The 26,317-nt window shown below is 65.2% G+C and carries 23 protein-coding genes and 1 pseudogene; 16 read left to right on the top strand and 8 right to left on the bottom strand.

From position 1 onward, the window contains the following. Positions 1-15 precede the first annotated feature (15 nt). From murD to lpxC, 10 genes and pseudogenes are all read left to right on the top strand, one after another. A complete protein-coding gene (gene murD, locus BSIN_RS16565; RefSeq protein ID WP_089341320.1) occupies positions 16-1,530 on the top strand; it encodes a UDP-N-acetylmuramoyl-L-alanine--D-glutamate ligase in 1,515 nt (504 codons plus the stop codon). Next, the gene (gene ftsW, locus BSIN_RS16560; RefSeq protein WP_059515764.1) at positions 1,527-2,816 is read left to right on the top strand and encodes a putative lipid II flippase FtsW; all 1,290 of its coding nucleotides are present in this window, start codon (positions 1,527-1,529) and stop codon (positions 2,814-2,816) included. The genes murD and ftsW overlap by 4 nt, the downstream gene beginning before the upstream one ends. Beyond that, a complete protein-coding gene (gene murG / locus BSIN_RS16555; RefSeq protein ID WP_089341312.1) occupies positions 2,813-3,916 on the top strand; it encodes an undecaprenyldiphospho-muramoylpentapeptide beta-N-acetylglucosaminyltransferase in 1,104 nt (367 codons plus the stop codon). The genes ftsW and murG overlap by 4 nt, the downstream gene beginning before the upstream one ends. Then, a complete protein-coding gene (gene murC, locus BSIN_RS16550; protein WP_059515768.1) occupies positions 3,913-5,310 on the top strand; it encodes a UDP-N-acetylmuramate--L-alanine ligase in 1,398 nt (465 codons plus the stop codon). The genes murG and murC overlap by 4 nt, the downstream gene beginning before the upstream one ends. Before the next feature lies 1 nt (position 5,311). Beyond that, complete coding sequence (locus BSIN_RS16545; RefSeq protein WP_089341311.1) at positions 5,312-6,250, top strand: D-alanine--D-alanine ligase; 939 nt, start codon at positions 5,312-5,314, stop codon at positions 6,248-6,250. Between the two features lie 25 nt (positions 6,251-6,275). Further along, positions 6,276-7,028, top strand: coding sequence for a cell division protein FtsQ/DivIB (locus tag BSIN_RS16540; RefSeq protein ID WP_069233746.1), 753 nt, complete (start codon positions 6,276-6,278; stop codon positions 7,026-7,028). A 26-nt stretch (positions 7,029-7,054) separates the two neighbouring features. After that, entirely contained in the window at positions 7,055-8,287 is a 1,233-nt protein-coding gene (ftsA, locus tag BSIN_RS16535) for a cell division protein FtsA (protein ID WP_059515773.1), read from the top strand. A 183-nt stretch (positions 8,288-8,470) separates the two neighbouring features. Continuing rightward, entirely contained in the window at positions 8,471-9,667 is a 1,197-nt protein-coding gene (gene ftsZ, locus BSIN_RS16525) for a cell division protein FtsZ (protein WP_059516068.1), read from the top strand. A gap of 186 nt (positions 9,668-9,853) precedes the next feature. Continuing rightward, positions 9,854-10,360 (top strand): annotated as a pseudogene (locus tag BSIN_RS16520) (peroxiredoxin). Positions 10,361-10,610: 250 nt separating this feature from the next. Next, positions 10,611-11,528 carry a UDP-3-O-acyl-N-acetylglucosamine deacetylase gene (gene lpxC / locus BSIN_RS16515; RefSeq protein ID WP_059569006.1) on the top strand — a complete coding sequence of 306 codons (918 nt, stop codon included), beginning with the start codon at positions 10,611-10,613 and terminating at the stop codon, positions 11,526-11,528. Positions 11,529-11,752: 224 nt separating this feature from the next. On the opposite strand, the gene BSIN_RS16510 is transcribed toward lpxC, so the two are convergent. After that, positions 11,753-12,229 (bottom strand): DciA family protein, encoded by a 477-nt coding sequence (locus BSIN_RS16510; RefSeq protein WP_089341310.1) that lies wholly within the window; start codon positions 12,227-12,229, stop codon positions 11,753-11,755. A 282-nt stretch (positions 12,230-12,511) separates the two neighbouring features. On the opposite strand from BSIN_RS16510, the gene secA reads away from it, so the two are divergent. The 4 genes from secA (at position 12,512) to BSIN_RS16490 (ending at position 18,111) form a co-directional block, all read left to right on the top strand. After that, on the top strand, positions 12,512-15,307 hold the full coding sequence (secA, locus tag BSIN_RS16505) for a preprotein translocase subunit SecA (RefSeq protein ID WP_089341309.1): 2,796 nt from the start codon (positions 12,512-12,514) through the stop codon (positions 15,305-15,307). Positions 15,308-15,531: 224 nt separating this feature from the next. Continuing rightward, positions 15,532-16,773 carry a bifunctional glutamate N-acetyltransferase/amino-acid acetyltransferase ArgJ gene (gene argJ, locus BSIN_RS16500; RefSeq protein WP_089341308.1) on the top strand — a complete coding sequence of 414 codons (1,242 nt, stop codon included), beginning with the start codon at positions 15,532-15,534 and terminating at the stop codon, positions 16,771-16,773. A 25-nt stretch (positions 16,774-16,798) separates the two neighbouring features. After that, complete coding sequence (locus BSIN_RS16495; protein ID WP_089341307.1) at positions 16,799-17,668, top strand: ATP-binding protein; 870 nt, start codon at positions 16,799-16,801, stop codon at positions 17,666-17,668. Next, positions 17,665-18,111, top strand: a complete 447-nt coding sequence (locus tag BSIN_RS16490) for an NUDIX domain-containing protein (protein ID WP_089341306.1) — start codon at positions 17,665-17,667, stop codon at positions 18,109-18,111. The genes BSIN_RS16495 and BSIN_RS16490 overlap by 4 nt, the downstream gene beginning before the upstream one ends. Before the next feature lie 200 nt (positions 18,112-18,311). Here the strand turns inward: BSIN_RS16490 and BSIN_RS16485 are convergent, their stop codons facing one another. The 7 genes from BSIN_RS16485 to BSIN_RS16455 all read right to left on the bottom strand — a co-directional run bounded on the left by BSIN_RS16485 (position 18,312) and on the right by BSIN_RS16455 (position 24,966). Then, a complete protein-coding gene (locus tag BSIN_RS16485) occupies positions 18,312-18,515 on the bottom strand; it encodes a DNA gyrase inhibitor YacG (RefSeq protein WP_059515789.1) in 204 nt (67 codons plus the stop codon). A gap of 32 nt (positions 18,516-18,547) precedes the next feature. After that, positions 18,548-19,303 (bottom strand): cell division protein ZapD, encoded by a 756-nt coding sequence (gene zapD, locus BSIN_RS16480; RefSeq protein ID WP_059515791.1) that lies wholly within the window; start codon positions 19,301-19,303, stop codon positions 18,548-18,550. 166 nt (positions 19,304-19,469) lie between these two features. Continuing rightward, positions 19,470-20,075, bottom strand: coding sequence for a dephospho-CoA kinase (coaE, locus tag BSIN_RS16475; protein ID WP_089341305.1), 606 nt, complete (start codon positions 20,073-20,075; stop codon positions 19,470-19,472). A 3-nt stretch (positions 20,076-20,078) separates the two neighbouring features. Continuing rightward, on the bottom strand, positions 20,079-20,990 hold the full coding sequence (locus BSIN_RS16470; protein ID WP_059516072.1) for a prepilin peptidase: 912 nt from the start codon (positions 20,988-20,990) through the stop codon (positions 20,079-20,081). A gap of 44 nt (positions 20,991-21,034) precedes the next feature. Further along, positions 21,035-22,258 carry a type II secretion system F family protein gene (locus tag BSIN_RS16465; RefSeq protein ID WP_089341304.1) on the bottom strand — a complete coding sequence of 408 codons (1,224 nt, stop codon included), beginning with the start codon at positions 22,256-22,258 and terminating at the stop codon, positions 21,035-21,037. After that, on the bottom strand, positions 22,255-23,559 hold the full coding sequence (locus tag BSIN_RS16460; protein WP_089341303.1) for a GspE/PulE family protein: 1,305 nt from the start codon (positions 23,557-23,559) through the stop codon (positions 22,255-22,257). Before BSIN_RS16460 ends, BSIN_RS16465 begins: the two co-directional genes overlap by 4 nt. A 108-nt stretch (positions 23,560-23,667) precedes the next feature. Further along, entirely contained in the window at positions 23,668-24,966 is a 1,299-nt protein-coding gene (locus tag BSIN_RS16455) for an HlyC/CorC family transporter (RefSeq protein ID WP_089341302.1), read from the bottom strand. 555 nt (positions 24,967-25,521) lie between these two features. Here BSIN_RS16455 and BSIN_RS16450 point away from each other — a divergent pair. Together BSIN_RS16450 and BSIN_RS25450 are read left to right on the top strand one after the other, a co-directional pair. After that, positions 25,522-25,770 (top strand): hypothetical protein, encoded by a 249-nt coding sequence (locus BSIN_RS16450; protein WP_089341301.1) that lies wholly within the window; start codon positions 25,522-25,524, stop codon positions 25,768-25,770. Continuing rightward, a complete protein-coding gene (locus tag BSIN_RS25450) occupies positions 25,763-25,966 on the top strand; it encodes a hypothetical protein (RefSeq protein WP_143757477.1) in 204 nt (67 codons plus the stop codon). The genes BSIN_RS16450 and BSIN_RS25450 overlap by 8 nt, the downstream gene beginning before the upstream one ends. Positions 25,967-26,317: the final 351 nt, after the last annotated feature.

Here is a 26,317-nt window from a genome sequence, read left to right as displayed (position 1 = left end):
AGGATGTTTGGCGAGATGTTCGGAGATCGGCAGCGGCCGATGGTGCTCGTGTTGGGGCTCGGCGAATCGGGCCTCGCGATCGCGCGATGGTGCGCGACGCACGGGTGCCGGCTGCGCATTGCCGATACGCGCGAGACCCCGCCCAATCTTGACGCGCTTGCCGCTGCGGGAATCGACGCCGAATTCGTCGGCGGTGCGTTTGCGCCGGCGCTGCTCGACGGCGGGATCGAACTCGTTGCGCTGAGCCCCGGCTTGTCGCCGCTTGCCGATGACGTCGCGCCGCTCGTCGCTGCCGCGCGCGAACGGGGCGTGCCGGTGTGGGGCGAACTCGAATTCTTCGCGCAGGCATTGAAGGCGCTGGGCGCGAGCGGCTACGTACCGAAGGTGATCGCGATTACCGGCACGAACGGCAAGACGACCACGACGAGCCTCACGGGACTGTTGTGCGAACGCGCGGGCAGGAAGGTCGCGGTGGCGGGCAACATCAGCCCGGCGATGCTCGACAAGCTCGCCGAAGCGATCGGCGCGGCCGCGCTGCCGGACGTCTGGGTGCTCGAGCTGTCGAGCTTTCAGCTTGAAACCGCGCATACGTTCGCGCCCGACGCCGCGGCGATTCTCAATATCACGCAGGACCATCTCGACTGGCACGGCGGCTTTGTCGCCTACGCGGCCGCGAAGGGCCGGATCTTCGGGCCGCGCACGGTGCGCGTGCTGAACCGCGACGACGCCGAGGTGATGAAGTTCGCGCCCGCGCCCGCGGCGGCCGATGCGCCGCGCGCCGTCACGTTCGGTTTGAACGAGCCGGGCGCCGACGGCGATTACGGTTTGTCGCGCGACAACGGGATCGCGTGGCTTGTCGAGGCGGTCGACCGCGACGCGGCCGACGCGGGCGCCCCGACGTCGCGGCGCCGCAGACAGGACGCCGCGCGCATGCCGGATATCGGCATGAAGCGCCTGATGCCCGCCGACGCGTTGCGCATCCGTGGGTTGCATAACGCGGCAAACGCGCTCGCCGCCTATGCGCTCGCGCGCGCGATCGATCTGCCGGCCGCGCCGCTGTTGCACGGCTTGCGCGAATACCGGGGCGAGCCGCACCGGGTCGAGGTGATCGCGACGCTCGACGGCATCGATTACGTCGACGACAGCAAGGGCACCAACGTCGGTGCGACCGTCGCCGCGCTCGACGGGCTGGCGCAGCGCGCGGTGCTGATCGCGGGCGGGGATGGCAAGGGTCAGGATTTCGCGCCGCTCGCGGCGCCCGTCGCGCGCTGGTGCCGTGCGGTGATGCTGATCGGCCGCGACGCGGGCGCGATCCGCGCGGCGCTGGCCGATGCCGGCGTGCCGCTTGCCGAGCATGCGACGCTCGAGGCGGCGGTGCGCGCGGCGAGCGCGCTCGCGCAGACGGGCGACGCGGTATTGCTGTCGCCCGCATGCGCGAGCCTCGATATGTTCAGGAATTATGCGCATCGGGCCGACGTGTTCCGTAGCGCGGTCGAAGACATCGCCTTGGAAAAAGGAACGACGTTATGAGCTGGTCCGATCGCTTCGTTTTCCGTTTCAACAACGCGCGCGACGCGGGCGGCGGCGCATCGCGCTCGGCGGCCCGGGGCGCGTCCGGTTCGTCGCGCATCACGACGGGGCTCGCAAGCGTCGTCAACGGCGCGCGCCCGACTCGCTCGCGCATGCTCGATTTCGACTATTCGCTGCTGTGGGTTGCCGTTGCGCTGCTTGGACTCGGGGTCGTGATGGTGTATTCGGCTTCGATCGCGATGCCGGATTCGCCGAAATACGCGTCGTATCACGATTATGCGTTCCTGCTGCGTCACGTCGTGTCGCTCGTCGTCGCGTTCGTCGCGGCGGTGATCGCGTTCCGCGTGCCGGTTTCGACGTGGGATAAATATGCGCCGCATCTGTTCCTGATCGCGCTCGTCGGCCTCGTGATCGTGCTGATTCCGCATGTCGGCAAGGGCGTGAACGGCGCGCGCCGCTGGATTCCGCTGGGCATCACGAACATGCAGCCGTCGGAGATCATGAAGCTCGCGGTGACGATCTATGCGGCGAACTACACGGTTCGCAAGCAGGAATACATGCAAAGCTTCGCGAAAGGCTTCTTGCCGATGGCGTGCGCGGTGGGCCTCGTCGGCGCGCTGCTGCTGCTGGAGCCTGACATGGGCGCGTTCATGGTGATCGCGGCGATCGCGATGGGCGTGCTGTTCCTCGGCGGCGTGAACGGCAAGCTGTTCGGCGGCCTCGTCGCGACCGCGGTCGGCACGTTCACGATGCTGGTCTGGCTTTCGCCGTGGCGGCGCGAGCGGATCTTCGCGTATCTCGATCCGTGGGACGAGCGCTATGCGCAGGGCAAGGCGTATCAGCTCACGCATTCGCTGATCGCGTTCGGGCGCGGCGAGTGGTTCGGCGTCGGCCTCGGCGGCAGCGTCGAGAAGCTCAACTATCTGCCGGAAGCGCATACCGACTTCATTCTCGCGGTGATTGGCGAGGAGTTGGGCTTCATTGGCGTGCTCGTCGTGATCCTGCTTTTTTACTGGATCGTGCGCCGCGCGTTCGAGATCGGCCGTCAGGCGCTTGCGCTCGACCGCACGTTCGCGGGCCTGATGGCAAAGGGCGTCGGCATTTGGTTCGGCGCGCAAGCGTTCATCAATATGGGCGTGAATCTGGGCTTGCTGCCGACCAAAGGCTTGACTTTGCCGCTCGTCAGTTATGGCGGCTCGGGCATTCTGCTCAACTGCGTCGCGCTGGCGGTGCTGTTGCGCGTCGATTATGAAAACAGGGTGCTGATGCGCGGAGGGAAGGTATGAGCGCGGCGCAGCGCACGCTGATGGTGATGGCGGGCGGCACCGGGGGCCACGTGTTTCCGGGGCTTGCGGTCGCGCACCGGATGCAGGCGCAGGGCTGGCGGGTCGTTTGGCTCGGCAATCCGGCCGGCATGGAGGCGACGCTCGTGCCGAAGCACGGCATCCCGATGGAATATGTGAACTTCGGCGGGCTGCGCGGCAAAGGGCTGAAAACGAAGCTCGCGCTGCCGTTCAATCTGCTGCGCGCGTGTGCGCAGAGTTTGGGCGCGCTGTCGCGCGTGAAGCCCGACGTCGTGCTCGGCATGGGTGGCTACATCACGTTTCCGGCCGGTCTGATGGCGACGTTGACGGGGCGTCCGCTCGTGCTGCACGAGCAGAATTCGATCGCGGGACTGACGAACCGGGTGCTCGCGAAGCTTGCGAAGCGCGTGCTCGTAGCGTTTCCCGGCGCGTTGCCGCATGCGCAATGGACGGGTAATCCGATTCGTGCGGAACTTGCGCGCACGGAATCACCCCAAGCACGCTATGCGGCGCGCAGCGGCAAGCTCAAGCTGCTCGTCGTCGGCGGCAGTCTGGGGGCCGCGGCATTGAATGAGGTCGTGCCGCGCGCGCTGGCGCTGCTCGCTGCCGGCGAGCGGCCGCAAGTGGTCCATCAGGCGGGCGCGAAACACATCGATACGCTCAGGGAGAATTACGCGGCAGCCGGGCTCGCGGCCGGCCGCGACGTCGAGCTTGTGCCGTTCATCGACGACATGGCGAGCGCGTATGCGAGCGCCGATCTGGTGATTTGCCGCTCCGGCGCGATGACGGTCGCGGAAATCGCGGCGGTGGGGGTGGCGGCGCTGTTCGTGCCGTTTCCGTATGCGGTCGACGATCATCAGACGACCAACGCCGCGTTCCTGGCCGAACAAGGCGCGGCAGTGCTGGTGCAGCAACGCGACCTGTCGGCCCAACTGCTCGCCGATTGGTTGCGCGGCCAGTCACGGCAGTCGCTTGCGGCGATGGCCGAGCGTTCGCGCTCGCTCGCCAAGCCGGACGCCACCGACGAAGTCGCGCAGGTGTGCGCGGCGGCGGCGGGCGCGAGGCTGGAAGGAAAGCAATGAAACACATCGTCAAACATATTCATTTCGTCGGAATCGGCGGCGCGGGCATGAGCGGCATTGCCGAAGTGCTCGTGAACCTGGGTTACCAGGTGAGCGGCTCCGATCTCGCGCGCAACGCGGTGACCGAGCGCCTCGAGGCGCTCGGCGCGCGCGTGTCGATCGGCCATGACGCGGCGAACATCGAAGGTGCGAATGCGGTGGTCGTGTCGAGCGCGGTGCGCTCGGACAATCCGGAGGTGCTCGCCGCACGCCGTCTGCGCGTGCCGATCGTGCCGCGCGCGGTGATGCTCGCGGAGCTGATGCGCCTGAAGCAGGGGATCGCGATCGCCGGCACGCACGGCAAGACCACCACGACGAGCCTGGTGGCGAGCGTGCTCGCCGCAGGCGGGCTCGATCCGACGTTCGTGATCGGCGGGCGCCTGACGAGCGCGGGCGCGAACGCGCGGCTCGGCACGGGCGATTTCATCGTCGCCGAAGCGGACGAGTCCGACGCGTCGTTCCTGAACCTGTATCCGGTGATCGAGGTGATCACGAACATTGACGCCGATCACATGGATACCTACGGCCACGATTTCGCGCGGCTCAAGCAGGCGTTCATCGAGTTTACGCAGCGGCTGCCGTTCTATGGCAGCGCGGTCGTGTGCGTCGACGATCCGAACGTGCGTCAGATCATTCCGCTGATCTCGAGGCCCGTGGTGCGCTATGGGCTCGCGGCGGACGCGCAGGTGCGCGCGGAGCAGGTCGAGGCCCGCGACGGCCGGATGCATTTCACGGTGCGGCGCGAAGGGCGCGCGCCGCTGCCCGTCGTGTTGAATCTGCCGGGGCTGCACAACGTGCAGAACGCGCTCGCGGCGATCGCGATCGCGACCGATCTCGGCGTCGACGACGCGGCGATCCAGCAGGCGCTTTCGGAATTCACCGGCGTCGGCCGGCGTTTTCAGCGCTACGGCGAAGTGCCGCTCGCGCACGGCGGGGCGTACACGCTGATCGACGATTACGGTCACCATCCGGTCGAGATGGCGGCGACGATCGCCGCCGCGCGCGGCGCGTTTGCCGGCCGCCGGCTCGTGCTCGCGTTCCAGCCGCACCGCTACACGCGCACGCGCGATTGCTTCGACGATTTCGTCAACGTGCTGTCGACGGTCGACGCGCTCGTGCTGACCGAAGTGTACGCGGCGGGCGAAGCGCCGATTCCGACCGCGAACGGCGACGCGCTGTCTCGCGCGCTGCGCGCGGCGGGCAAGGTCGAGCCGGTGTTCGTCGACACGATCGACGCACTGCCCGAGGCGATCGCGCGCATCGCGACGGCGGGCGACGTGGTGATTACGATGGGGGCGGGCTCGATCGGCGGGGTGCCGGGCAAGCTCGCGCGAGACACACAACAGAAGGGATGACATGAGCGGGATCGATCCGAAACGTTTCGGCAAGGTGGCAGTGCTGCTCGGCGGGCAATCCGCCGAGCGCGAGGTGTCACTGAATTCCGGCCGGCTGGTGCTGCAAGGCCTGCGCGACGCGGGCATCGATGCGCATCCGTTCGATCCGGCCGAGCGGCCGCTGTCGGCGCTGAAGGACGAGGGCTTCGCGCGTGCATTCAACGCGCTGCACGGCGGTTATGGCGAGAACGGCCAAATCCAGGGCGCGCTCGATTTTTACGGCATTCGCTATACGGGCAGCGGCGTGCTCGGCTCAGCGCTCGGGCTCGACAAATTCCGCACGAAGCTCGTCTGGCAGCAAACGGGGATTCCGACGCCGCCGTTCGAGACCGTCATGCGCGGCGACGATTACACGGCGCGCGCGAACGACATCGTCGCGAAGCTCGGCTTGCCGCTCTTTGTGAAGCCGGCAAGCGAGGGCTCGAGCGTCGCGGTGCTGAAGGTAAAAAGCGCCGATACGTTGCCTGCCGCGCTGGCGGAGGCGGCGAAACACGACAAGATCGTGATTGTCGAGAAGAGCATCGAAGGCGGAGGCGAGTACACCGCGTGCATTGCCGCGGATCTCGATCTGCCGCTCATCAAGATCGTGCCCGCCGGCGAGTTCTACGACTATCACGCGAAGTATGTCGCGGACGATACGCAGTACCTGATTCCGTGCGGAATCGACGCGGCGAAGGAAGCGGAATTCAAACGCCTCGCGCGCCGCGCGTTCGACGTGCTCGGTTGTACCGATTGGGGCCGCGCGGATTTCATGTTGGATGCCGACGGCAATCCGTACTTCCTCGAAGTCAACACCGCGCCGGGGATGACCGATCACTCGTTGCCGCCGAAGGCGGCGCGCGCGGTCGGCATCAGCTATTCGGAGCTGGTCGTGAAAGTGCTGTCATTGACGCTCGATTGATTGGATGCGGGACCGGATTTGAACCATGTGGAATAACGTTCGCCAACTGAACCTTGCCGCCAGCGCGTTGTACGCGCTGCTGCTGCTCGTGTTGGCGGCGGCCGGCTGCTACTGGCTGATCCAGCGCCCGGCGTTCGCATTGCGCGAGATCCGGATCGACGGCGACACCGAGCACATCAACACGCCGACCGTGCGCGCGGGTGTCGTCGGCCGGCTCAAGGGCAATTTCTTCACCGTCGATCTCGATCTCGCGCGCGCCGCGTTCGAGCAGATGCCGTGGGTGCGCCATGCGAGCGTGAGGCGGGTTTGGCCAAACGCGCTGGCCGTGACACTCGAGGAATACAAGCCGCTCGGCACCTGGGGCCACGATCAGCTCGTGAGCGTAGACGGCGAACTCTTTACCGCGAATCAGGGCGAACTCGAAGACGAATTGCCCGCGTTCGATGGGCCGGAGGGCAGCGCGAAGGAGGTGGTCGCGCATTATCGCGATTTCGTCAAATGGTTTGCGCCGCTCAACGCGACGCCGGAGGAAGTGACGCTGTCGCCGCGTTACGCATGGACGGTGAAGCTGTCCAATGGCATGCAGGTGGAGCTTGGCCGCGAGCGCAACAACGACACGCTGTCGGACCGGGTCCGCCGCCTCGTCTCCGCGTGGCCGTCCGTCACGCGCCGCTGGGGCGGCGATATCGAGTATGCGGATTTGCGCTACCCGAACGGGTTTGCGATCCGGGCGGCCGGCATGCGGTTTCTGAGCGACGCCGACAAAGGCAAGAAGTAACACGACATCACACGCAAGAGCACTCTATGAGCAAAGACTACAAGGATCTGCTGGTTGCCCTCGACATCGGTACGTCGAAGGTGGTGGCCGTCGTCGCCGAGCTGAAGGGCGAGGGTCACTATGAGGTGATCGGCCTCGGCCAGAGCGAGTCGAAGGGGCTGAAGAAAGGCGTGGTGGTGAACATCGAGGCCACCGTGCAATCGATTCAGCGCGCGCTCGAGGAAGCGGAGTTGATGGCCGACTGCAAGATCACGAACGTTTTCACCGGGATCGCCGGCAGCCACATCCGCAGCTTCAATTCGAGCGGGATGGTCGCGATCAAGGAGAAGGAGGTCACGCAGACGGACGTTGCGCGCGTAATCGAGACCGCGAAGGCGATCAACATCCCGACCGACCAGCAGGTGCTGCACATCCTCACGCAGGAATTCATCATCGACGGCCAGGAGGACGTGCGCGAGCCGATCGGCATGAGCGGCATCCGGCTCGAGGTGAAGGTCCATATCGTGACGGGCGCGGTGAGCGCCGCGCAGAACATCGTCAAGTGCGTGCGCCGCTGTGGGCTCGAAGTGAACGATTTGATCCTGCAGCCGCTTGCATCGTCGCTTGCGGTGCTGACCGAGGACGAGAAGGATCTCGGCGTGGTGCTCGTCGATATCGGCGGCGGCACGACCGACATTGCGATCTTCGCCGAAGGCGCGATCCGTCATACCGCGGTGATCCCGATCGCGGGCGATCAGATCACGAGCGATATCGCAATGGCGCTGCGCACGCCGACGCCGGACGCGGAAGACATCAAGGTCGGCTATGGAATCGCGAAGCAGGCGCTCGCCGATCCGGACGAGATGGTCGAAGTGCCGGGCCTGGGCGAGCGCGGGCCGCGCACGCTGTCGCGGCAGGCGCTCGCGGCCGTGATCGAGCCGCGCGTCGAGGAGTTGTTTTCGCTCGTGCAGCAGGTGGTGCGCGAGTCTGGTTACGAAGAGTTACTCAGTTCTGGTGTCGTGCTGACAGGCGGTGCTGCGATGATGCCGGGCATGGTCGAATTGGGCGAGGACATCTTCCTGAAGCCGGTGCGCATCGGCGCGCCGGAATACGCGGGAGGCTTGGCCGACGTCGTGCGCAATCCGCGCTATTCGACAGCGATGGGCCTGCTCGTCGAAGGCAGCGCGCAACGCATGCGCGGGCGCAAGGTCGCGGTGCAATCCGGCTCCGCGGGCCAGATCTTCTCGCGGATGAAGGACTGGTTCCTCAGCAACTTTTAAACACGTTCGGATCGGGCGGCGTGCGCCAGATCCGAAAAGCGGGAAAACCTGGGCGGCCCAGTGTTTTCTTCAAAGCGGTTTCGCAATACGCGCCGGTGCCGGCGGCCGGCGCGCGACGGAAGGTTGCCCGATCTTTCGCCGAATAACGGCCGAATAGCGGTTATTTTCTTGACGGAGGCAATGATGGAATTCGAAATGCTGGAAACCGAGACCAACGGCACGATCATCAAAGTGATCGGCGTTGGCGGCGCGGGCGGTAACGCCGTGCAGCACATGATCAACAAAGGCGTGCAGGGCGTCGATTTTGTCGTGATGAATACCGATGCGCAGGCGCTGTCGCGTTCGCGCGCGCCGTCCGTGATTCAGCTCGGCAACACCGGCCTCGGCGCCGGCGCGAAACCGGAAATGGGCCGCGCGGCGGCCGAGGAGGCGCGCGAGCGCATCGCCGACGCGCTGCGCGGCGCGCACATGGTGTTCATTACGGCCGGCATGGGCGGCGGCACCGGCACCGGCGCGGCGCCCGTCGTCGCGCAGATCGCCAAGGAGATGGGGATTCTGACCGTCGGCGTGGTCAGCAAGCCGTTCGAGTTCGAAGGCGGCAAGCGCATGCGCGTCGCGGAAGCCGGTTCGCAGCAGCTGGAAGATCACGTCGATTCGCTGATCGTCGTGCTGAACGACAAGCTGTTCGAAGTGATGGGCGACGACGCCGAGATGGACAAGTGCTTCCAGTGCGCCGACGACGTGCTCAATAACGCGGTCGCGGGCATTGCCGAGATCATCAATGTCGATGGCCTCGTGAACGTCGACTTCGAAGACGTGAAGACGGTGATGGGCGAGCAGGGCAAGGCGATGATGGGCACGGCGACGGTCGCAGGCGTCGATCGCGCGCGCCTTGCGGCGGAACAGGCGGTGGCGAGCCCGCTGCTCGAAGGCGTCGATCTGTCGGGCGCGCGCGGCGTGCTGGTCAACATCACGTCGAGCCGTTCGCTGCGCCTGTCGGAAACGCGCGAAGTGATGAACACGATCAAGAGCTACGCGGCGGAAGATGCGACGGTGATTTTCGGCGCGGTGTACGACGACGCGATGGGCGACGCGTTGCGCGTGACGGTGGTGGCCACCGGCCTGGGCCGCGCGGTGAAGAAGCAGCAATCGGCGCCGATGACGCTGCTGCGCACCGGTACGGACAACCAGCCGGTCGCCGCGGCACAGCACGGCTACGCAAACTCGCATCACGTGAGCACTGGCGACTACGGCGCGTTCGATACGCCGGCCGTATGGCGCAATTCGCGCGAGACGGCCGCATCGCACGTGCAGGCGCTGCAGGAGAAGGGTGTCGACACCTACGACATTCCGGCTTTCCTGCGCAAGCAGGCCGACTGACGCGCGAGCTGCTTCGCGCCGCGTGATGCACGCGCGGCACGGGCCGACGTGACGGATGAAACGGCTCATCACAGGCCGCGTCGCTTGCGACGCCGGGCCGGGCGCATTGCCCGCTTCGCTCGTGCGAGGCTGGCCGGGCCGCGTCGTCTGTTGCAAATGGCCGTATCGCAAGAGGAAGAACCAGCAATGATTCGAGTGGGCGACACGCTGCCCGACGCGGAACTCTTCGAGTATCTCGACGACGCGCGCGTGGGCTGCACGCTGGGGCCGAACGCCTTCAGCGTGCGCGAGCAGACGGCGGGCAGGCGCGTGGCGATCTTCGGATTGCCGGGCGCGTTCACGCCGACTTGCTCGACGCAGCATGTGCCGGGTTACGTCGAACATGCCGAGCGGTTGCGCGCGGCGGGTATCGACGAGATCTGATGCGTTGCCGTCAACGACGCATTCGTGATGGGCGCTTGGGGACGCGATCTGCACACCGCGGGCAAGGTGCGTATGATGGCGGACGGCAGCACGGCTTTCACTCATGCGCTGGGTCTTACGCAGGATTTGTCCGCGCGCGGCATGGGGACGCGTTCCCGACGCTATGCGATGGTGGTCGATGACGGCGTGGTCAAGACGCTGTTCGTCGATATGCCGGGCAAGTTCGAAGTCAGCGATGCAGCAAGCGTGCTGGCGAGTTTGACGCGCTGAACATGCGCGGTGCCGTTGCCCGCCGTTGTCTTTGAGCAACGCAGCGGCGCGCCGGCTGCGAAGTTGTAACACGGGCCGACGACCGGGAACGCCTCCGTTCCGGGCGCCGGCCCGTCTCGCATTCGTCAGGGTAATGCGTCGAAACAGTTTGAAACGTTGATCGGCACGGCGAGAAATAGGGAATTACGCTATAATCTCATCTATCAAATAAAACTCCTGATTGAAAATCTCAATCAAGAAGACTGTCACCATGTTGAAGCAGCGCACTATCAAATCGATTGTCAAGACCGTCGGCATCGGCGTGCATTCGGGGCGCAAGGTCGAGCTGACGCTGCGTCCCGCCGCGCCCGGCACGGGCATCGTATTCTCGCGCGTCGATCTGCCGACGCCCGTCGACATTCCCGCATCGGCGCTGTCGATCGGCGACACGCGGCTCGCATCCGTGCTGCAAAAGGACGGCGTGCGCGTATCGACGGTCGAGCATCTGATGTCCGCGTGTGCGGGCCTGGGGATCGACAATCTGTATATCGACGTGACCGCCGAGGAAATCCCGATCATGGACGGCAGCGCGGCGTCGTTCGTGTTCCTGATCCAGTCGGCTGGCATCGAAGAGCAGAATGCGCCGAAGCAGTTCATCAAGGTGACGAGGCCCGTCGAGGTCCGCGACGGCGACAAGTTCGCGCGGCTCGAACCGTACTTCGGCTTCAAGTTGAAGTTCACGATCGATTTCCGCCATCCGGCCGTCGATAAGACGGGCCAGGCGCTCGAGGTCGATTTCGCGAATACGTCGTATGTGCGCGAGATCGCGCGTGCGCGCACGTTCGGCTTCGCGCACGAGGTCGAGATGATGCGTGAGCTTGGGCTTGCGCGCGGCGGCAGCATGGACAACGCAATCGTGCTCGACGAATACCGTATCCTGAACAACGACGGCTTGCGTTACGACGACGAATTCGTCAAGCACAAGATGCTCGACGCGATCGGCGATCTCTATGTGGTCGGCCATCCGCTGCTGGCGTCGTATACCGCGTATAAATCGGGCCACGGTCTGAACAACGCGCTGCTGCGCGAGTTGCTTGCGCACGAGGACGCTTACGAGATCGTCACGTTCGACGATCCGAAGGCCGCGCCGAACGGCTTCGGCTTCGATGCGCAAACGGCATTTGCGTGATGTGCTGAGCGCGCTGAAAAGCGCGGCGGAAATCGCAAAGGCGGCCTGCGGGCCGCTTTTCTTTTTGGGGCGCGCCTTGGTTTGGCGCTCGGGCCTGCCCGGCGGAACCGGACGCAGGTTCACTGACGGCGATATGCATCGAGCCGCAACGGGGTGCGCGGGCGGCTGACGGGCTGGGCGCAGCGGCAGCGCGAACCGCCGGCCGGCGGGCGCGCCCGCGCCGGTCATCGCGGTGCTTTTGCGTGACGTGCGACCATTCGTTCGAGCGCCGCTTGCAAAGGTGACGGCTCGAGCGTATCCGCGAGGCGGCGCAGCGCGTCCGCGCCCGCCTGCGACATCCGCGCCTGCTTGATCGGCGGTGGTTCGGGCGCGGGCCGCGGCCGGACCTTGATTTTCAGCGACGCCACGGGCCAGCCGCGCGCCTGCAAGTCTGCGACCAGGCGCGGCTCGACTTGCCGCAACCGCGCGGCGAGCGCGTTGTGCGCGGCGAAGAGCGCGAGCGCGCCGTCCTTGATGAAGCCCGGTTCGACATGGTTGGCCAGGTAATCGGGGAGCAATGCGGCGAGATCCCGCTCGAGCGCGGAGACCTGCTCGACGCCCGCGCGCAACGCGGCGAACGCATCGGTGCGCTTGAGCACGTCGGCGGCCGCTTGCGGCCGCGCCCAGTGGGTGAAATGCTGATGCTTCGGAGGTCGGTTCATGGTGGAGAGCAGGCAGCTCGCGCGCGGCGGCTCGCGCGGCCGGGCGGTGCGGCAATGCGCCGATTGTACCTCGGCGCGCCCGCGCGCCGCCCGGCACGTCTGCGCTCGGTGCCAAGCGCAAATCGTGGCCGCTGCGCCTGCCGCCGAAGTCTCCGGTGCGTAGTAGTGCGCGTGCTAAAATTCGTCGTTTGAATTTACCTCTACGCTCAGCCGCCGAGGCTCAGGTGCCGGGACGACGTCGTTCACAGCTCCGGGGCCTTGCACCGACGCAAACCCGATCCGATGACAACCGGTTTTCTCCAGAAAATTTTTGGCAGCCGCAACCAGCGGCTCGTCAAGCAATACCAAAAGACCGTCGCGGCGATCAATGCGCTCGAAACGCAGATCGAGAAGCTGACGGACGACCAGTTGCGCGGCAAGACAGAGGAGTTCCGTCAGCGCATCGCGGGCGGCGAGACGCTCGATAAGCTGTTGCCCGAAGCGTTTGCCGTGTGCCGAGAGGCGAGCCGCCGCGTGCTGAAAATGCGCCACTTCGACGTGCAATTGATCGGCGGGATGGTGCTGCACTACGGCAAGATCGCCGAAATGCGCACGGGCGAGGGTAAGACGCTCGTCGCGACGCTTGCCGCCTATCTGAATGCGCTTGCCGGCCGCGGCGTGCACGTCGTGACGGTCAACGATTACCTCGCGCAGCGTGACGCCGAGTGGATGGGCCGGCTCTACAATTTCCTCGGGCTGTCCGTCGGCATCAATCTGTCGGGGATGGAGCACGACCAGAAGCAGGCGGCATACGCGGCCGACATCACGTACGGCACGAACAACGAATTCGGCTTCGATTACCTGCGCGACAACATGGTCTACGAGACCGGCGCGCGCGTGCAGCGGCCGCTCAACTTCGCGGTGGTCGACGAAGTCGACTCGATCCTGATCGACGAGGCGCGCACGCCGCTCATCATCTCGGGCCAGGCGGAGGACCACACCGAGCTGTACGTGCGGATGAACGCGCTGCCGCCGCTGCTCGAGCGCCAGATCGGCGAGGAGAAGGCGGACGGTACGGGCATCGAGAAGCCGGGCGACTATACGCTCGACGAAAAGGGCCGCCAGGTGTTCCTGACCGAATCGGGGCACGAGAAGGCCGAGCGGATGCTCGCCGAGTGGGGTCTGATCGGCGATGGCGAAAGCCTCTATGCGCCGCAGAACATCACGCTGATGCACCACGTGTACGCGGCGCTGCGCGCGCATACGCTGTTCCATCGCGATCAGCATTACGTCGTGCAGAACGGCGAGGTGATCATCGTCGACGAATTCACGGGCCGTTTGATGCCGGGCCGCCGCTGGTCCGACGGACTGCACCAGGCGGTCGAGGCGAAGGAGCACGTGAAGATTCAGAGCGAAAACCAGACGCTCGCGTCGATCACGTTCCAGAACTATTTCCGGATGTACGCGAAGCTGTCGGGGATGACCGGTACCGCGGACACCGAAGCCTACGAATTCAACGAGATCTACGGTCTCGAGACGGTCGTGATCCCGACCAACCGGCCGCCGAAGCGTATCGACAAGCAGGATCAGATCTACAAATCCGCGAAAGAGCGCTACGACGCGGTGATCCGCGACATCCGCGAATGCTACGAGCGCGGCCAGCCGGTGCTGGTGGGCACCACGTCGATCGAGAATTCGGAGCTGCTGTCGCATCTGCTCAAGCAGGCGGGGCTGCCGCACGAGGTGCTCAACGCGAAGCAGCACGAGCGCGAGGCGGCGATCGTCGCCGAGGCCGGGCGGCCGAAGCGCATCACGATCGCGACGAACATGGCAGGCCGCGGCACCGACATCGTGCTTGGCGGCAACGCCGAGAAGCAGGCGGCGTTCATCGAGGCCGACGACACGATCCCGGCCGACGAGAAGGCACGCCGCATCCAGCAACTCCACGACGAGTGGGAGACGCTGCACGAGCAGGTCAAGGCGGCGGGCGGCCTGCACATCATCGGCACCGAGCGGCACGAGTCGCGCCGTATCGACAACCAGTTGCGCGGCCGCGCAGGCCGTCAGGGCGATCCGGGCTCCTCGCGCTTCTACTTGTCGCTCGAGGACCCGCTGCTGCGCATCTTCGCGGGCGACCGCGTGCGCGCGATCATGGACCGCCTGAAGATGCCGGAGGGCGAGGCGATCGAAGCGGGCATCGTCACGCGCTCGATCGAATCGGCGCAGCGCAAGGTGGAAGCGCGCAACTTCGATATTCGCAAGCAACTGCTCGAATACGACGACGTCGCGAACGATCAGCGCAAGGTGATCTACCAGCAGCGCAACGAACTGCTCGAGGCGCACGACATCGCCGAGACGATCGGCGCGATGCGTCATGGGGTGATCGCCGATGTGGTCCGGCAGTTCGTGCCGGCGGGCAGCATCGAGGAGCAGTGGGACGTTCCCGAGCTTGAAGAGGCGCTGCGCCAGGACTGGCAACTCGATCTCGCGATCCAGGAAATGGTGAACGAGTCGTCGTCGATCAGCGCCGACGAGATCCTCGACGCTGTCACGACGGCAGCCGACGAACATTACGAGGCGAAGGTCGCTCTCGTCGGCCGCGAGTCGTTCAACGCGTTCGAGCGCTCGATCATGCTGCAAACGCTCGATCGCCTATGGCGCGAGCATCTCGCCGCGCTCGATCATCTGCGCCAGGGGATCCATTTGCGCGGCTATGCGCAAAAGAACCCGAAGCAGGAATACAAGCGCGAGGCATTCGAGCTGTTCGCCGCGATGCTCGATGCGATCAAGCTCGAAGTCACGCGGATCGTGATGAACGTGCAAATCCAGTCGCCCGAGCAGCTCGAGGAGGCGGCCGAGCAGATCGAGGAGCAGGGCGGAGGCCATCTCGATCACGTCGAATATCAGCATGCCGATTTCACCGCGGCTGCCACGGCCACGGCAGCAGGCGCGGCGGTGGCGGAAGCGACGGCCGATATGGCCGGCCATGCGGCGAGTCACGGCGGGCAGGCAGGCGAAGTGCCGAGAGTCGGCCGCAACGATCCGTGTCCGTGCGGTAGCGGCAAGAAGTACAAGCATTGTCACGGCAAACTGACGTGATGGGCAGGCCCGGCGTTGCGTCGAGCGCCGCCGCCTGAAAGGGTGGCCGGTGCGCGCGGCGGCGAGGTGCCGATCGAAGGCGGCGCGCGATGAGCGCGCCGCGTCGTCTGTGCGATAGCGTTTTTTGCGGTCATGGTGTGGGCGGCGCGTAAGCGGCCGCTCGTTCTTCAATCCATCAATGCCGGCGTGCGTGCCGGCATTTTCCTTCGGTGCAGGTGCTTCAGATGGCTGTCAATTTTCCGTCGATTGATTCCGCGCAATTGCATCCCGTCGCCGGCGTCACGCTCGGTTGGGCGGAGGCGCACATTCGCAAACCGAACCGCAAGGACGTGCTCGTCGTCTGCGTCGACGAAGGCGCGAGCGTCTCGGGCGTGTTTACCGAAAACCGCTTCTGCGCCGCGCCCGTCACAGTGTGCCGCGAGCATCTCGCGAAGGCGCGGGCGGGCGGCGCCGGGATTCGCGCGCTCGTCGTCAATACCGGCGTGGCGAACGCGGGCACGGGCGAGCCGGGCCTGATGCACGCGCGCGAAACCTGCGCGGCGCTGGCGCATCTGATCGGAATCCACGCGGACCAGGTGTTGCCGTTCTCGACCGGCGTGATTCTCGAGCCGCTGCCGCTCGACCGGCTGAAGGCGGGCTTGCCCGCCGCGCTCGCGAATCGTGCGGGCGCGCACTGGCTCGAAGCCGCGCAGTCGATCATGACAACCGACACGCAGCCGAAGGCCGCATCGCGCCAAGTGACGATCGAGGGCCATACGGTCACGCTGACGGGCATCAGCAAGGGGGCCGGCATGATCAAGCCGAACATGGCGACGATGCTCGGCTTTCTCGCGTTCGACGCGAAAGTGGCGCAGCCGGTGCTCGACGTGCTGGTGAAGGAAGTGGCGGACCGCTCGTTCAACTGCATCACGGTCGACGGCGATACGTCGACCAACGATTCGTTCATCCTGATCGCATCCGGCCGGGCGAGCCTGCCCGAGATCACGTCGATCGACTCGCCCGCGTATGCGGCGCTGCGCGACGCGGTCACCGAACTTGCGCAGACGCTTGCGCAATTGATCGTTCGCGATGGCGAAGGCGCGACGAAATTCATCACGGTGCAGGTCGAGGGCGGCCGCAGCGCCGACGAGTGCCGCCGGATCGCGTATGCGATCGGCCATTCGCCGCTCGTGAAGACCGCGTTCTACGCATCGGACCCGAATCTCGGACGTATTCTCGCCGCGATCGGCTATGCCGGCGTCGCGGACCTCGACGTCGGCAAGATCGATCTGTATCTCGACGACGTGCTGGTCGCGCATGCGGGAGGCCGCAATCCCGCGTATCTGGAAGAGGAAGGCCAGCGCGTGATGAAGCAAAGCGAGATTACGATCCGCGTGCTGCTCGGCCGCGGCGACGCGCAGGCGACGGTCTGGACCTGCGATTTGTCGCACGAATACGTGAGCATCAACGCCGACTATCGTTCATAAACGACACGCACACGGGGCGAGCCTCATGGACCAGCTCGAACAATTCCTGAATCGCGCCGAAGCGCTGCTCGGGCGCCTCGAAGCGCTGCTGCCGCCGCCGCCCGCGGCGATCGACTGGGCGTCCGCGTCTGCATTCCGTTGGCGCAAGCGCCAGGGGCGCGGCTATCTGCAGCCCGTCGCCGCGCGCTCGACGATCACGCTCGGCGATTTGCAGAACATCGATCGCCAGAAAGCGCTGATCGAGCAGAACACGCGCCAGTTCGTTCTGCGCAAGCCGGCGAACAACGTGCTGCTGACGGGCGCGCGCGGCACCGGCAAGTCGTCGCTGATCAAGGCTTGTCTGAACGCTTTCGCGGCCGACGGATTGCGTCTCATCGAAGTCGACAAGGACGATCTGCACGATCTCGGCGATATCGTCGAGCTGATTTCGGCGCGGCCGGAGCGCTTCATCGTGTTTTGCGACGATCTTTCGTTCGAGGACGGCGAGTCGGGCTACAAGGCGCTCAAGGTCGCGCTCGACGGCTCGATTGCCGCACAGTCCGACAACGTGCTGATCTATGCGACGTCGAACCGCCGGCACCTGCTGCCGGAGTATATGAGCGACAACGAAACGTACAAGCATCTGCCCGACGGCGAGATTCATCCGGGCGAGGTGGTCGAGGAAAAAATTTCGTTATCCGAGCGTTTCGGCCTCTGGGTCAGTTTTTACCCGTTCAAGCAGGATGATTACCTGGCGATCGTCGGCCACTGGCTCAAGCATTTCGGCTGCGATGACGCCGAGATCGACGCGGCGCGCGGCGATGCGCTCGTCTGGGCGCTCGAGCGCGGGTCGCGCTCCGGCCGCGTCGCATGGCAATTTGCGCGCGATCGCGCGGGCCGCAAGGAGAACGTATGAGTTTGGATGTATCGAACGACGCGGCGCGCACGGGCGCCTCGCGCAAGGTGACCGAGGTGGCGGTCGGCGTGCTGGTGCAGCCGGACGGCCGTTATCTGCTCGCGCAACGTCTGCCCGGCAAGCCTTACGAGGGCTATTGGGAGTTTCCGGGCGGCAAGCTCGAGGCGGGCGAGAGCGTCGAGGAGGCGCTCGCCCGGGAGTTGCACGAGGAACTCGGCATCGTCGTGACCGATTGTCATCGCTGGCATACGCTCGAACACGACTACCCGCACGCCTACGTGCGGCTGTATTTCTGCAAGGTGACGGGTTGGACGGGCGAGCCGCATAGTCGCGAAGGCCAAGCGTTTGTCTGGCAGCGCCTGCCCGTCGACGTGGCGCCGTTGCTGCCGGCCGCGCTGCCCGTGCTCGAACTGCTCGCGCAGGAGCAGGGGGGCGCGCGGTAGTAAGCAGCGCGCACGGTTTTCGGTCCGCCGGAGGGCGGCTTATCACGCGCAATGGGTCGCGCGCTTGGCCGTCGGCTCGATAGAGGACGGCGGTGAGCGTCGGGCCGTTTCGGGCCGTCGACAGGCCGGGCTGCCAGATCGATTCGCCGGCGCAAGCGATGCCGGTTCGCTCATGCGCAGTTTTTCTGGGGTCGGTGGATTTACCCGCGGGTTCCCTTCTCCTCGCCGTCTGCGTCGTCGTCCGACAGCGCCTCGTTATCGGCGCCGCCGATCCGGTATTTCTCGGCCGCCCATGCGCCGAGGTCCAATTGCTTGCAACGGGATGAACAGAAGGGACGGAAGCGATTCTCGGGCGTCCAGCGCACTTCCTTGCCGCAGGACGGGCATTTCACGGCGGTAACCATAGCAGCAGATCACATTGCGGCGCGACGCGCCGTTACAGGTTGCAAAGGGTGAGTTGAAACGGCACGTTGATATCGACCGCGCGCGGCCGGACGTCGCCGTCCTGCGTGGTGAAGCGCACCCACAGCATGTATTTGTTCGCGCTCGCTTCGGGGATCACGCGCAGTTCGGGGGCGACGCGCACTTGCATGAGCTGATAGGTGCGCCCGGACAGCATCTGCTGATAGCTGCCCTGCATCGCCATGACCTTCGCCGCCTGTCCCGATTCACGGGCGAGGCGCAGCACGATCGTCGCGGCGTCCCGCAGCGGCAGCAGCGGCATCGCCCATTTCGCGATGTCCTGGCGGCGTTGCTCGGACGGCCACTGCTGCCACGCGTAGTAAGACGGCAGGTCGAATTTGCAGGTGCCGCCCGGGATCACGGCGCGGCTGCGGATGCTCGCGAGCCATTCGTTGTCGATCAGATGCTGGCCGGTCTTGCCTTGCATTTGCGCAAGGTTCGCAAGCGTCTGCTCGATCTCGCCGAGCACCGCTTCGAGCGCATTCTGTTCGATACCGGGATTGCCGCGAAATGGCGCGAGCGTTTGCCGCTGGCGCTCAAGCTCCTTCATCAGATCCGATTTCAGATCCGCGCGGCCCGCGACTTCGGCGATCTCGAACAGCGTCGTCAGCGCGACATGATGTTCTCTCGCGTCTTCCTGGGCGACAAAAAACGTAAAGCGCTCGAACAGATCTTCGAGACGCAGTAGCGTGCGGATTCGCTCGTTGAACGGATACTCGTAAAGAATCAAGCGCGCTCGCCTCTCGCGTTGGGGATGACCGAAATTGCAGGGACATTCTAATGCTCGCGGTCTACCCTAGCAATCGGACCATTGCGGGACGCATGACAATGGGGGCGTTCGTGGCGGCACCCGTGGCGCGGGGCGCCGCCCGCCGCCGGCGCATGTTGGCTGTGCGTCAGCGGGCGGCGGCGCAGCCGAGATAGCGTTGGTGCAGCGCGGCGACTTCGGCTTCGAGTTGCCGATGCGACGCGTGGTCGTTGACGATCACGTCGTCGGCCGCAGCCAGCCTGGCGCTGCGCGACGCCTGCCGAGCGATGATCGCCTCGACCTGCTCGCGCGTGAAGCCGTTGCGGCGCATCACGCGTGCGATTTGCGTGTCCACTGCGCAGTCGACCACGAGCACGCGGTCCACGCGTGCTTTCCATGTGCCGGATTCGACGAGCAGCGGTACGACGAGCACGACGTAAGCGCCTTGCGCCGCGTTTGCCTCGCGTTCGGTTTCGTCGCGAATCAGCGGATGCGTGATCGCTTCGAGGCGCTTGCGCGCCCCTTCGTCGCTGAAGACCAGCGTGCGCATTTTCGCGCGGTCGAGCGAGCCGTCGGCGGCGACGAACGCCGCGCCGAACTCGCGCGCGATGAGCGGCATCGCGGGGCCGTGCGCAGCGGTGATGCGGTGCGCGATGAGGTCAGTGTCGACGATCGATGCGCCGAGCGCGCCGAGCAGATTTGCGACCGTTGTCTTGCCGCTGCCGATTCCACCCGTCAATCCCACCGAGAACATAGGTCAACCTCCAAGCAGCAAGTAGAACGGCGTTCCGTAAAAAAGCGTGGCGGCCCCGCCGACCGCAAGAAACGGGCCGAATGGCAGTGGCTCCTCGAATCGCATGCGGCCGCGCCAAGTCGCGACGACGCCGACCGTTGCGCCGGCCACGGCGGCGATCAATACGACTTGCGGCAGCGCTTCCCAGCCGAGCCACGCGCCGAGCGCGGCAAGGAGCTTCAGATCGCCGTAGCCGATGCCTTCGATGCCGCGCAACAGCTTGAAGAGCCACAGAACGCACCAAAGGAACAGATAGCCCGCGATCGCGCCAATGACAGCGGCGCGCAGGCTGGTGAACGTTCCCCAAAGATTGACGCACAGGCCGGCCCAAAGAAGCGGCAGCGTCAACGAATCGGGCAGGAAGCCGGTTTGCATGTCGATCGCGCTCATCGCGAGCAGCGCCGTGCACAGGCCGAATGCGGCGAGCGCCGCGCCGCTGGGCCCGAAAAGGGCGAGCGCGGCGGCCGCGAGCGCGGCGGCCGCAAGTTCCACCAGTGGATAGCGCAGGCCGATGGCCGCCTGGCAGCGGCTGCAGCGGCCGCGCAGCACGATATAGCTGAGCAGCGGGATGTTTTCCCACGCGCGCAGCACGTGGCCGCAGCTTGGGCAGGCGCTGCGCGGCACGCACAGGTTGTAGCGCGGCGGCAGGCCGTCGGCGGCGGGCGGCTCGCCCGTTGCTTCGGCGATTTCCGCGAGCCACGCGCGTTTCATCATGATCGGCAGCCGGTGCGCGACCACGTTGACGAAACTGCCGACGACAAGACCGAACACGATCGCGAACGCATACTGCGCGCCCGACGGGAGCGCCGCGAATGTGGCGAGCAACCCGAAGGGCGCTTGCGTTGCCGGATCGGGAAGAAGCGGGTTGGACGTGATCAAGGTGGTCGTCATGGTTAATGGAGTCGGATTCGGCTGCGATGCTACACCACGTTACCGAGCTGAACGATCGGCAGATACATCGCGATCACCAGTGAGCCGATGAGCGCGCCCAGCACGACGATCACAACAGGTTCGCACAGGTGCGCGATCATGCCGATCTGGTCGTCGATCCGCCGGTCGCAGAGTGTCGCGATATCGAGCAACATCGTGTCGAGCGTGCCGGATTCTTCGGCGACAGAGATCGGTTGCACGACGTCGTCGGGGAAATAGCCTTCGGCCCGCATCGCCTGAGCGAGCCGTTCACCGCGCTGCAGACGCGCGGCGATTCCGGTTGTTGCGCGATCGAAGAGCACATTGCCGCTTACATGCGACAAAGCGGTGAGCGCATCGGTAAGCGGCGTGCCGGCGGCGAGCAGCGTGCCGAGTGCGCGGCTCCAGCGGGCGGCGGCGAGCGTGCGCAGCAGCGGCCCGGCAAGCGGCATGCGCAGTAGCGCTTGTGCGAGTGCGACGCGCACGGTTTCGGAGCGGCGCGCGGCGTGACGCGTTGCGACGCAGACGAGCACTATGGCGATGCCGACCGGCACACTCATGCGTGTCACGCCGGCCGATAGCGCCAGGATGAAGCGGGTCGGTGCGGGCAGGGCGGCGCCGAAACCGGAGAAAATCTGCTCAAAGGTCGGTACGACCCAGATCAGCAGCGCCGCAGTCAGCGCGAGCGCGAACAGCAGCACGGCGACCGGATAGGCGAGCGCCCCTCTGACTCGCGCATATTGGGCGGCGGCGCGTTCGCGGTCGTCGGCGATCCGTGCGAGTACGGCGGCGAGCGCGCCCGCCGCCTCGCCGACCGCGACGAGCTGGCGCAAGAGCGGATCGAACGGACGCGGATAGCGGCCCAATGCGGTCGAGAATTGCCGCCCTGCGACGATCTCGCGCGCCAACCCCGCTGCGATGCGAGGTATCGCATTGCGTTGCCGCGACGCGTTCGTGCGCGCCAGCAATTCGAGTGACGGTGCGAGTGCCAGCCCGGCGTGCAGGAGTCCTGCGAGCTGGCGCGTGAAGCGCGTGATCTCGTGCGCGCGCACTGCCGGGGGCGGTGCCGTCCCGCGGGCTTCGAGGTGCAGCACGGTAATGCCGGTGCGTTTGAGCACCGTGCGCGCGGCGGCCGAATCGACGGCAATCAGCACGCCGCGTCGGCGTGCGCCGTCCGCCGTTACGCCTACCCAGCGATAACGGGCTTCGCTCGGCGCAGAACGGCGCGTATTCATCCGGAGGCCTCGGTTGCATCAAGCGCTTCGCTCAAGCTTGTGGAGCCGTCGCGCACGCGGATGAGCGCGGCTTCGCGCAAGCTCGCCATGCCTTCGGAACGCGCTTGGCGCGTAAGCTCGGCGCCGCTTGCGCGAGCGACGATCAAATCGCGTTGCTCGGCTGACAGCGGCATCACCTGATGGATGCCCACGCGCCCCTTGTAGCCGATGCCGTGGCACTCGGCGCAGCCTCTCGCGATATACGGCCGCCAACCGGCATCGAGCGACGCCCCGGCAATGCCGGCTGCGCGAAGCGCGTCGCGCGACGTATCGGAGGGCGCGCGGCACGCGGCGCAGAGGCGTCTCACCAGCCGTTGCGCGGTCACGAGTCTCAACGCAGCGGCGAGATTGTATGGTGCGACACCGATGTCGAGCAGCCTCGTGACCGCTGCCGGCGCATCGTTCGTATGCAGTGTCGATAACACCAGATGGCCCGTTTGCGCGGCTTTGAGCGCGACATCGGCGGTTTGCGCATCGCGAATCTCGCCGACCATGATCACGTCGGGATCTTGGCGAAGGAACGCGCGCAGCGCGACCGCAAACGTCAGGCCCGCCTTTTCCCGCACTCCCACCTGATTGATGCCATCGAGTTCGATCTCGGCCGGGTCCTCGACCGTGCAGATATTGCGCGATGCGTCGTTCAATTGCTGAAGGAAGCAATACAGCGACAACGTTTTGCCGCTACCGGTGGGCCCGGTCACCAGAATGAGGCCATGCGGCGCACGGATCGCTGCTTCGACGGTGCGCGCCTGGGCCGTATCGAAGCCGAGCGCGGCGAGCGACAGCGCGGCGGCCAGTGTTTCCAGACGGCGCAGCACGAGCTTTTCGCCATGCAGCGTCGGCAATGAACTGACCCGGTAGTCGCAGCTGAGCCCCGGCGCCGGCGCGAGCCGCAGCCGGCCATCCTGTGGCACGCGGCGCTCGGCGATGTCCATTCGCGCGAGCACCTTGATCCGCGTCACGCACGCATCGCGCAGATGGGCAGGCGGCCGAGCGAGCTCATGCAGCACGCCGTCGATGCGCAGCCGCACACGCCAGCCCGATTCACAGGGCTCGACATGGATGTCCGACGCGTTGCGCTCGTGTGCCGTGCGCAGCATATCGGCGACGGCGCCAATGGCTGGTGCGTCATCGTCGAATCTCGCGGCGCGCGGCTGGGAAGGGGCGGGGGGCGCGGCGGAGGAGGCCGCCGCATACGGTGGCGATGCCGGCGCCGCGCGCTCCGGCCATGCGGAAAAGAAAGGAGAAGACGTGACAGACATTGGCTCCGGCCCCAAAGGCCGCCTGTTCGACGCGATGAGAGAATCATCGCGTGGCGCGTATCAGGTGACCAGTCGGCCGTTCGGCCAAAGCCGGGACGACGGGGCGCGTTACAGGCCCCGTGTGCGCGCTGGGCCGCGCGACATGCGTGGCTGGAACAGTTTGACCGTGCGCACGCCCTGATCGTCGCTGCGCATCACTTCAATCATCACGTCGCCGATCTTCAGGCAGACGTCGCCTTCCGGAATTTCCTCGAGCACTTCGAGAATCAGCCCGTTAAGCGTTTTCGGGCCTGTCGTCGGCAGATCCAGGTGGAGCCAGCGGTTCAGCTCGCGCAACGGCATGCTGCCCGCGACGATGCATTCGCCGTTTTCGTCCCAGCCGCCCTTCGAGCCTTCGCTTTTCGGCATCGTCGTCGTGAATTCGCCGATCAGCTCTTCGATGATGTCCTCCGGCGTGACGAGCCCTTCGAGTTCGCCGTACTCGTTGACGACGAGCGCCGTGCGCTGGCGGCTTTCCTGGAAGTACTGCAATTGCTGGTAGACGGGCGTGCCGGACGGCACATAGTACGGCTCGGTGAGTAGCTCGCGCAGCGTCGCGCGATCGAAATCCTGATTGTGAAGCGCGGCGAGCGTCTTGCGCACGTGCAGCACGCCGAGCACACGCTCGATATCCCCTTCGTAGACCACGAGCCGGTTGTGGTAGCAGGTCTCGAGCTGGTGCAGCACGTCGTCGAGCGGCGCGAGGATGTTCAGCGCTTCGATCTGGCGGCGCGGAATCATCACGTCGTCTACGGTGATGTTTTCCAGATCGAACAGGTTGAGCAGGATGCTGCGGTGCTTGGTCGGCATGAAACTCGCGGATTCGAGCACGAGCGTGCGCAGTTCCTCCGCCGACAGCCGCTGGTCGCGGCCTGCCTTCGTGTTGATGCGCAGCGTGGCGAGGATGGTGCCGGACAACGCGTTGACGAACCACACAAGCGGCATCAGCACCCGCATCAGCGGTGCGATGACGATGCTGGCGGGCAATGCGATCCGCTCGGGGAACGTCGCGCCGACGATTTTCGGCGTGATCTCGGCGAACACGATGATGAGGAACGCGACGATCCCCGTCGCGATCGACAGCACAAGGTTGTCATGGCCGAACGTGCGTAGCGCGATCGACGTCGTTAATACCGGGATGATCGTGTTGAACAGATTGTTGCCGATCAGAACCACGCTGAGGAGTTGATCGGTTCGCGCAAGCAGCCCTTGCGTTGTCTTCGCGCCGAGCGCGCCTTGGGCCGCGAGGTGTTTGAGCCGATGACGGTTGAGCGCCATCATCGCGGTTTCGGAAATGGAGAAGAAGCTGGAGCAGAGAAGAAGCAGGAAGACGGCGCCGATTTGCGCCCATAAGGGAATTTGGTCCACGCGTGGAAAGTCGGTGAATGAACAGGAATGGGGAAGACTATAGCAGAGGGGCGCACGCGATCTGGCGGGGGCGCACGGCGCCGGTTTTGCGCGGCAGCCGGCGACGAACCGGCCGGCGACATCCGGAACGGCGAAAAAAAACCGCGCATTTCATGCGCGGTTTTTTCAAAACCTGGTCGGGGTGAGAGGATTCGAACCCTAAACAGCCAATCACATCAATGAGTTACAATCGCGTATGTAGCCGATGGAACTAATCAGTGTAGCAGACTTGTGCCTGATTTGACCATACCCCAAATTTTGGCTACTGTTGAGGCCGTCACGGAAACACCGTGACCGGGTTTGGCGACCCGATCTTAGGAGGCGGACGAGCCGCCGCATGTGCGACTTTTTCGTCTGCATGCCTTTGCGCATCTATTGATCAATGGGTGGGCCTTGGCGGGGAGACCTTCGGGTCTGCCGGTTGCCTCCTATGCCGGTTCGCCAACCTTGCCATGTGCCCGCCCGCCCATTTGGCGATGGGAGAGCGGGTCTCACTGTTCATAGGAGGCCGCATCCATGCATCACGCTCCCACTCATCCCGAATCTTCGAACCCCACCCTAATCGATATCGCGCTCGTCGGTGTCGATAACCTGTCTGCTTTATCGAGGTTGCTCTCAGACAAGGACGGCGTTGCATTATTTTCCGGCTTGGATTTAGACGAGCAAAAAGCGATTTTCGACCTTTACGGCGTTACGCTCACGGCAGTTCGCAGCACGCTTCATGAACTCAGAGCGGAGAATTGCCCGGAGGTGCGGCATGGCTGAAAAATTTAGCCGAGTGTGGCAACCCGCACCGCCGTCTCGCATTACTCGCATCTTGGGTCAGGTGGCGGCGTTGACCGATTTTATGCGCGGTGACGGGAGCGAAGCATTTGCAATGTTGAGCGACAAGACGAAAGAAGAGTTGCGCACATTGTTTAGCGTGCTCAATACGGATTTGCGGCATGCGATAAATCCATGACAACACTTCGCCGCTATGAGCCAGACCGGCTGTCGGTGGCGGGATAATTGATTGACCCATATGTGGGCTACGCGCGTACACGTGTGCGCGCGCACAACGGAGTTATTCGATTTGTAGGCGAGGGTGACGAAGGATGAATTCGCCGTCATCTTCGTCGGCTACGAAGCCGAGAGCCTTGAGAATGGATGGGGTAGAGACGCAGCAAATCCGGCCACGACTGTATTGCCAGTGGGCGAGATAGCTACCTTCGTTGTTGATTTCCACCGAGTCTTAACCGACCGATTTCATCTAAATCTGCCCCACCCCGAGACAGCGTAGTACATCTATTCCGGTGTGGATAACTCTTCGTTA

It is taken from the genome of Burkholderia singularis, from assembly GCF_900176645.1.
GTDB classification, from domain to species: Bacteria; Pseudomonadota; Gammaproteobacteria; order Burkholderiales; family Burkholderiaceae; genus Burkholderia; species Burkholderia singularis.
This window is presented reverse-complemented; position numbering and strand designations above follow the sequence as displayed.

Bases quoted from the DNA above. Each gene is read 5' to 3' on its own strand.
- murD (WP_089341320.1), top strand. From the start codon at position 16: ATGTTCGGAGATCGGCAGCGGCCGATGGTGCTCGTGTTGGGGCTCGGC.
- ftsW (WP_059515764.1), top strand. From the start codon at position 1,527: ATGAGCTGGTCCGATCGCTTCGTTTTCCGTTTCAACAACGCGCGCGAC.
- murG (WP_089341312.1), top strand. From the start codon at position 2,813: ATGAGCGCGGCGCAGCGCACGCTGATGGTGATGGCGGGCGGCACCGGG.
- murC (WP_059515768.1), top strand. From the start codon at position 3,913: ATGAAACACATCGTCAAACATATTCATTTCGTCGGAATCGGCGGCGCG.
- BSIN_RS16545 (WP_089341311.1), top strand. From the start codon at position 5,312: ATGAGCGGGATCGATCCGAAACGTTTCGGCAAGGTGGCAGTGCTGCTC.
- BSIN_RS16540 (WP_069233746.1), top strand. From the start codon at position 6,276: ATGTGGAATAACGTTCGCCAACTGAACCTTGCCGCCAGCGCGTTGTAC.
- ftsA (WP_059515773.1), top strand. From the start codon at position 7,055: ATGAGCAAAGACTACAAGGATCTGCTGGTTGCCCTCGACATCGGTACG.
- ftsZ (WP_059516068.1), top strand. From the start codon at position 8,471: ATGGAATTCGAAATGCTGGAAACCGAGACCAACGGCACGATCATCAAA.
- lpxC (WP_059569006.1), top strand. From the start codon at position 10,611: ATGTTGAAGCAGCGCACTATCAAATCGATTGTCAAGACCGTCGGCATC.
- BSIN_RS16510 (WP_089341310.1), bottom strand. From the start codon at position 12,229: ATGAACCGACCTCCGAAGCATCAGCATTTCACCCACTGGGCGCGGCCG.
- secA (WP_089341309.1), top strand. From the start codon at position 12,512: ATGACAACCGGTTTTCTCCAGAAAATTTTTGGCAGCCGCAACCAGCGG.
- argJ (WP_089341308.1), top strand. From the start codon at position 15,532: ATGGCTGTCAATTTTCCGTCGATTGATTCCGCGCAATTGCATCCCGTC.
- BSIN_RS16495 (WP_089341307.1), top strand. From the start codon at position 16,799: ATGGACCAGCTCGAACAATTCCTGAATCGCGCCGAAGCGCTGCTCGGG.
- BSIN_RS16490 (WP_089341306.1), top strand. From the start codon at position 17,665: ATGAGTTTGGATGTATCGAACGACGCGGCGCGCACGGGCGCCTCGCGC.
- BSIN_RS16485 (WP_059515789.1), bottom strand. From the start codon at position 18,515: ATGGTTACCGCCGTGAAATGCCCGTCCTGCGGCAAGGAAGTGCGCTGG.
- coaE (WP_089341305.1), bottom strand. From the start codon at position 20,075: ATGTTCTCGGTGGGATTGACGGGTGGAATCGGCAGCGGCAAGACAACG.
- BSIN_RS16465 (WP_089341304.1), bottom strand. From the start codon at position 22,258: ATGAATACGCGCCGTTCTGCGCCGAGCGAAGCCCGTTATCGCTGGGTA.
- BSIN_RS16460 (WP_089341303.1), bottom strand. From the start codon at position 23,559: ATGTCTGTCACGTCTTCTCCTTTCTTTTCCGCATGGCCGGAGCGCGCG.
- BSIN_RS16450 (WP_089341301.1), top strand. From the start codon at position 25,522: ATGCATCACGCTCCCACTCATCCCGAATCTTCGAACCCCACCCTAATC.
- BSIN_RS25450 (WP_143757477.1), top strand. From the start codon at position 25,763: ATGGCTGAAAAATTTAGCCGAGTGTGGCAACCCGCACCGCCGTCTCGC.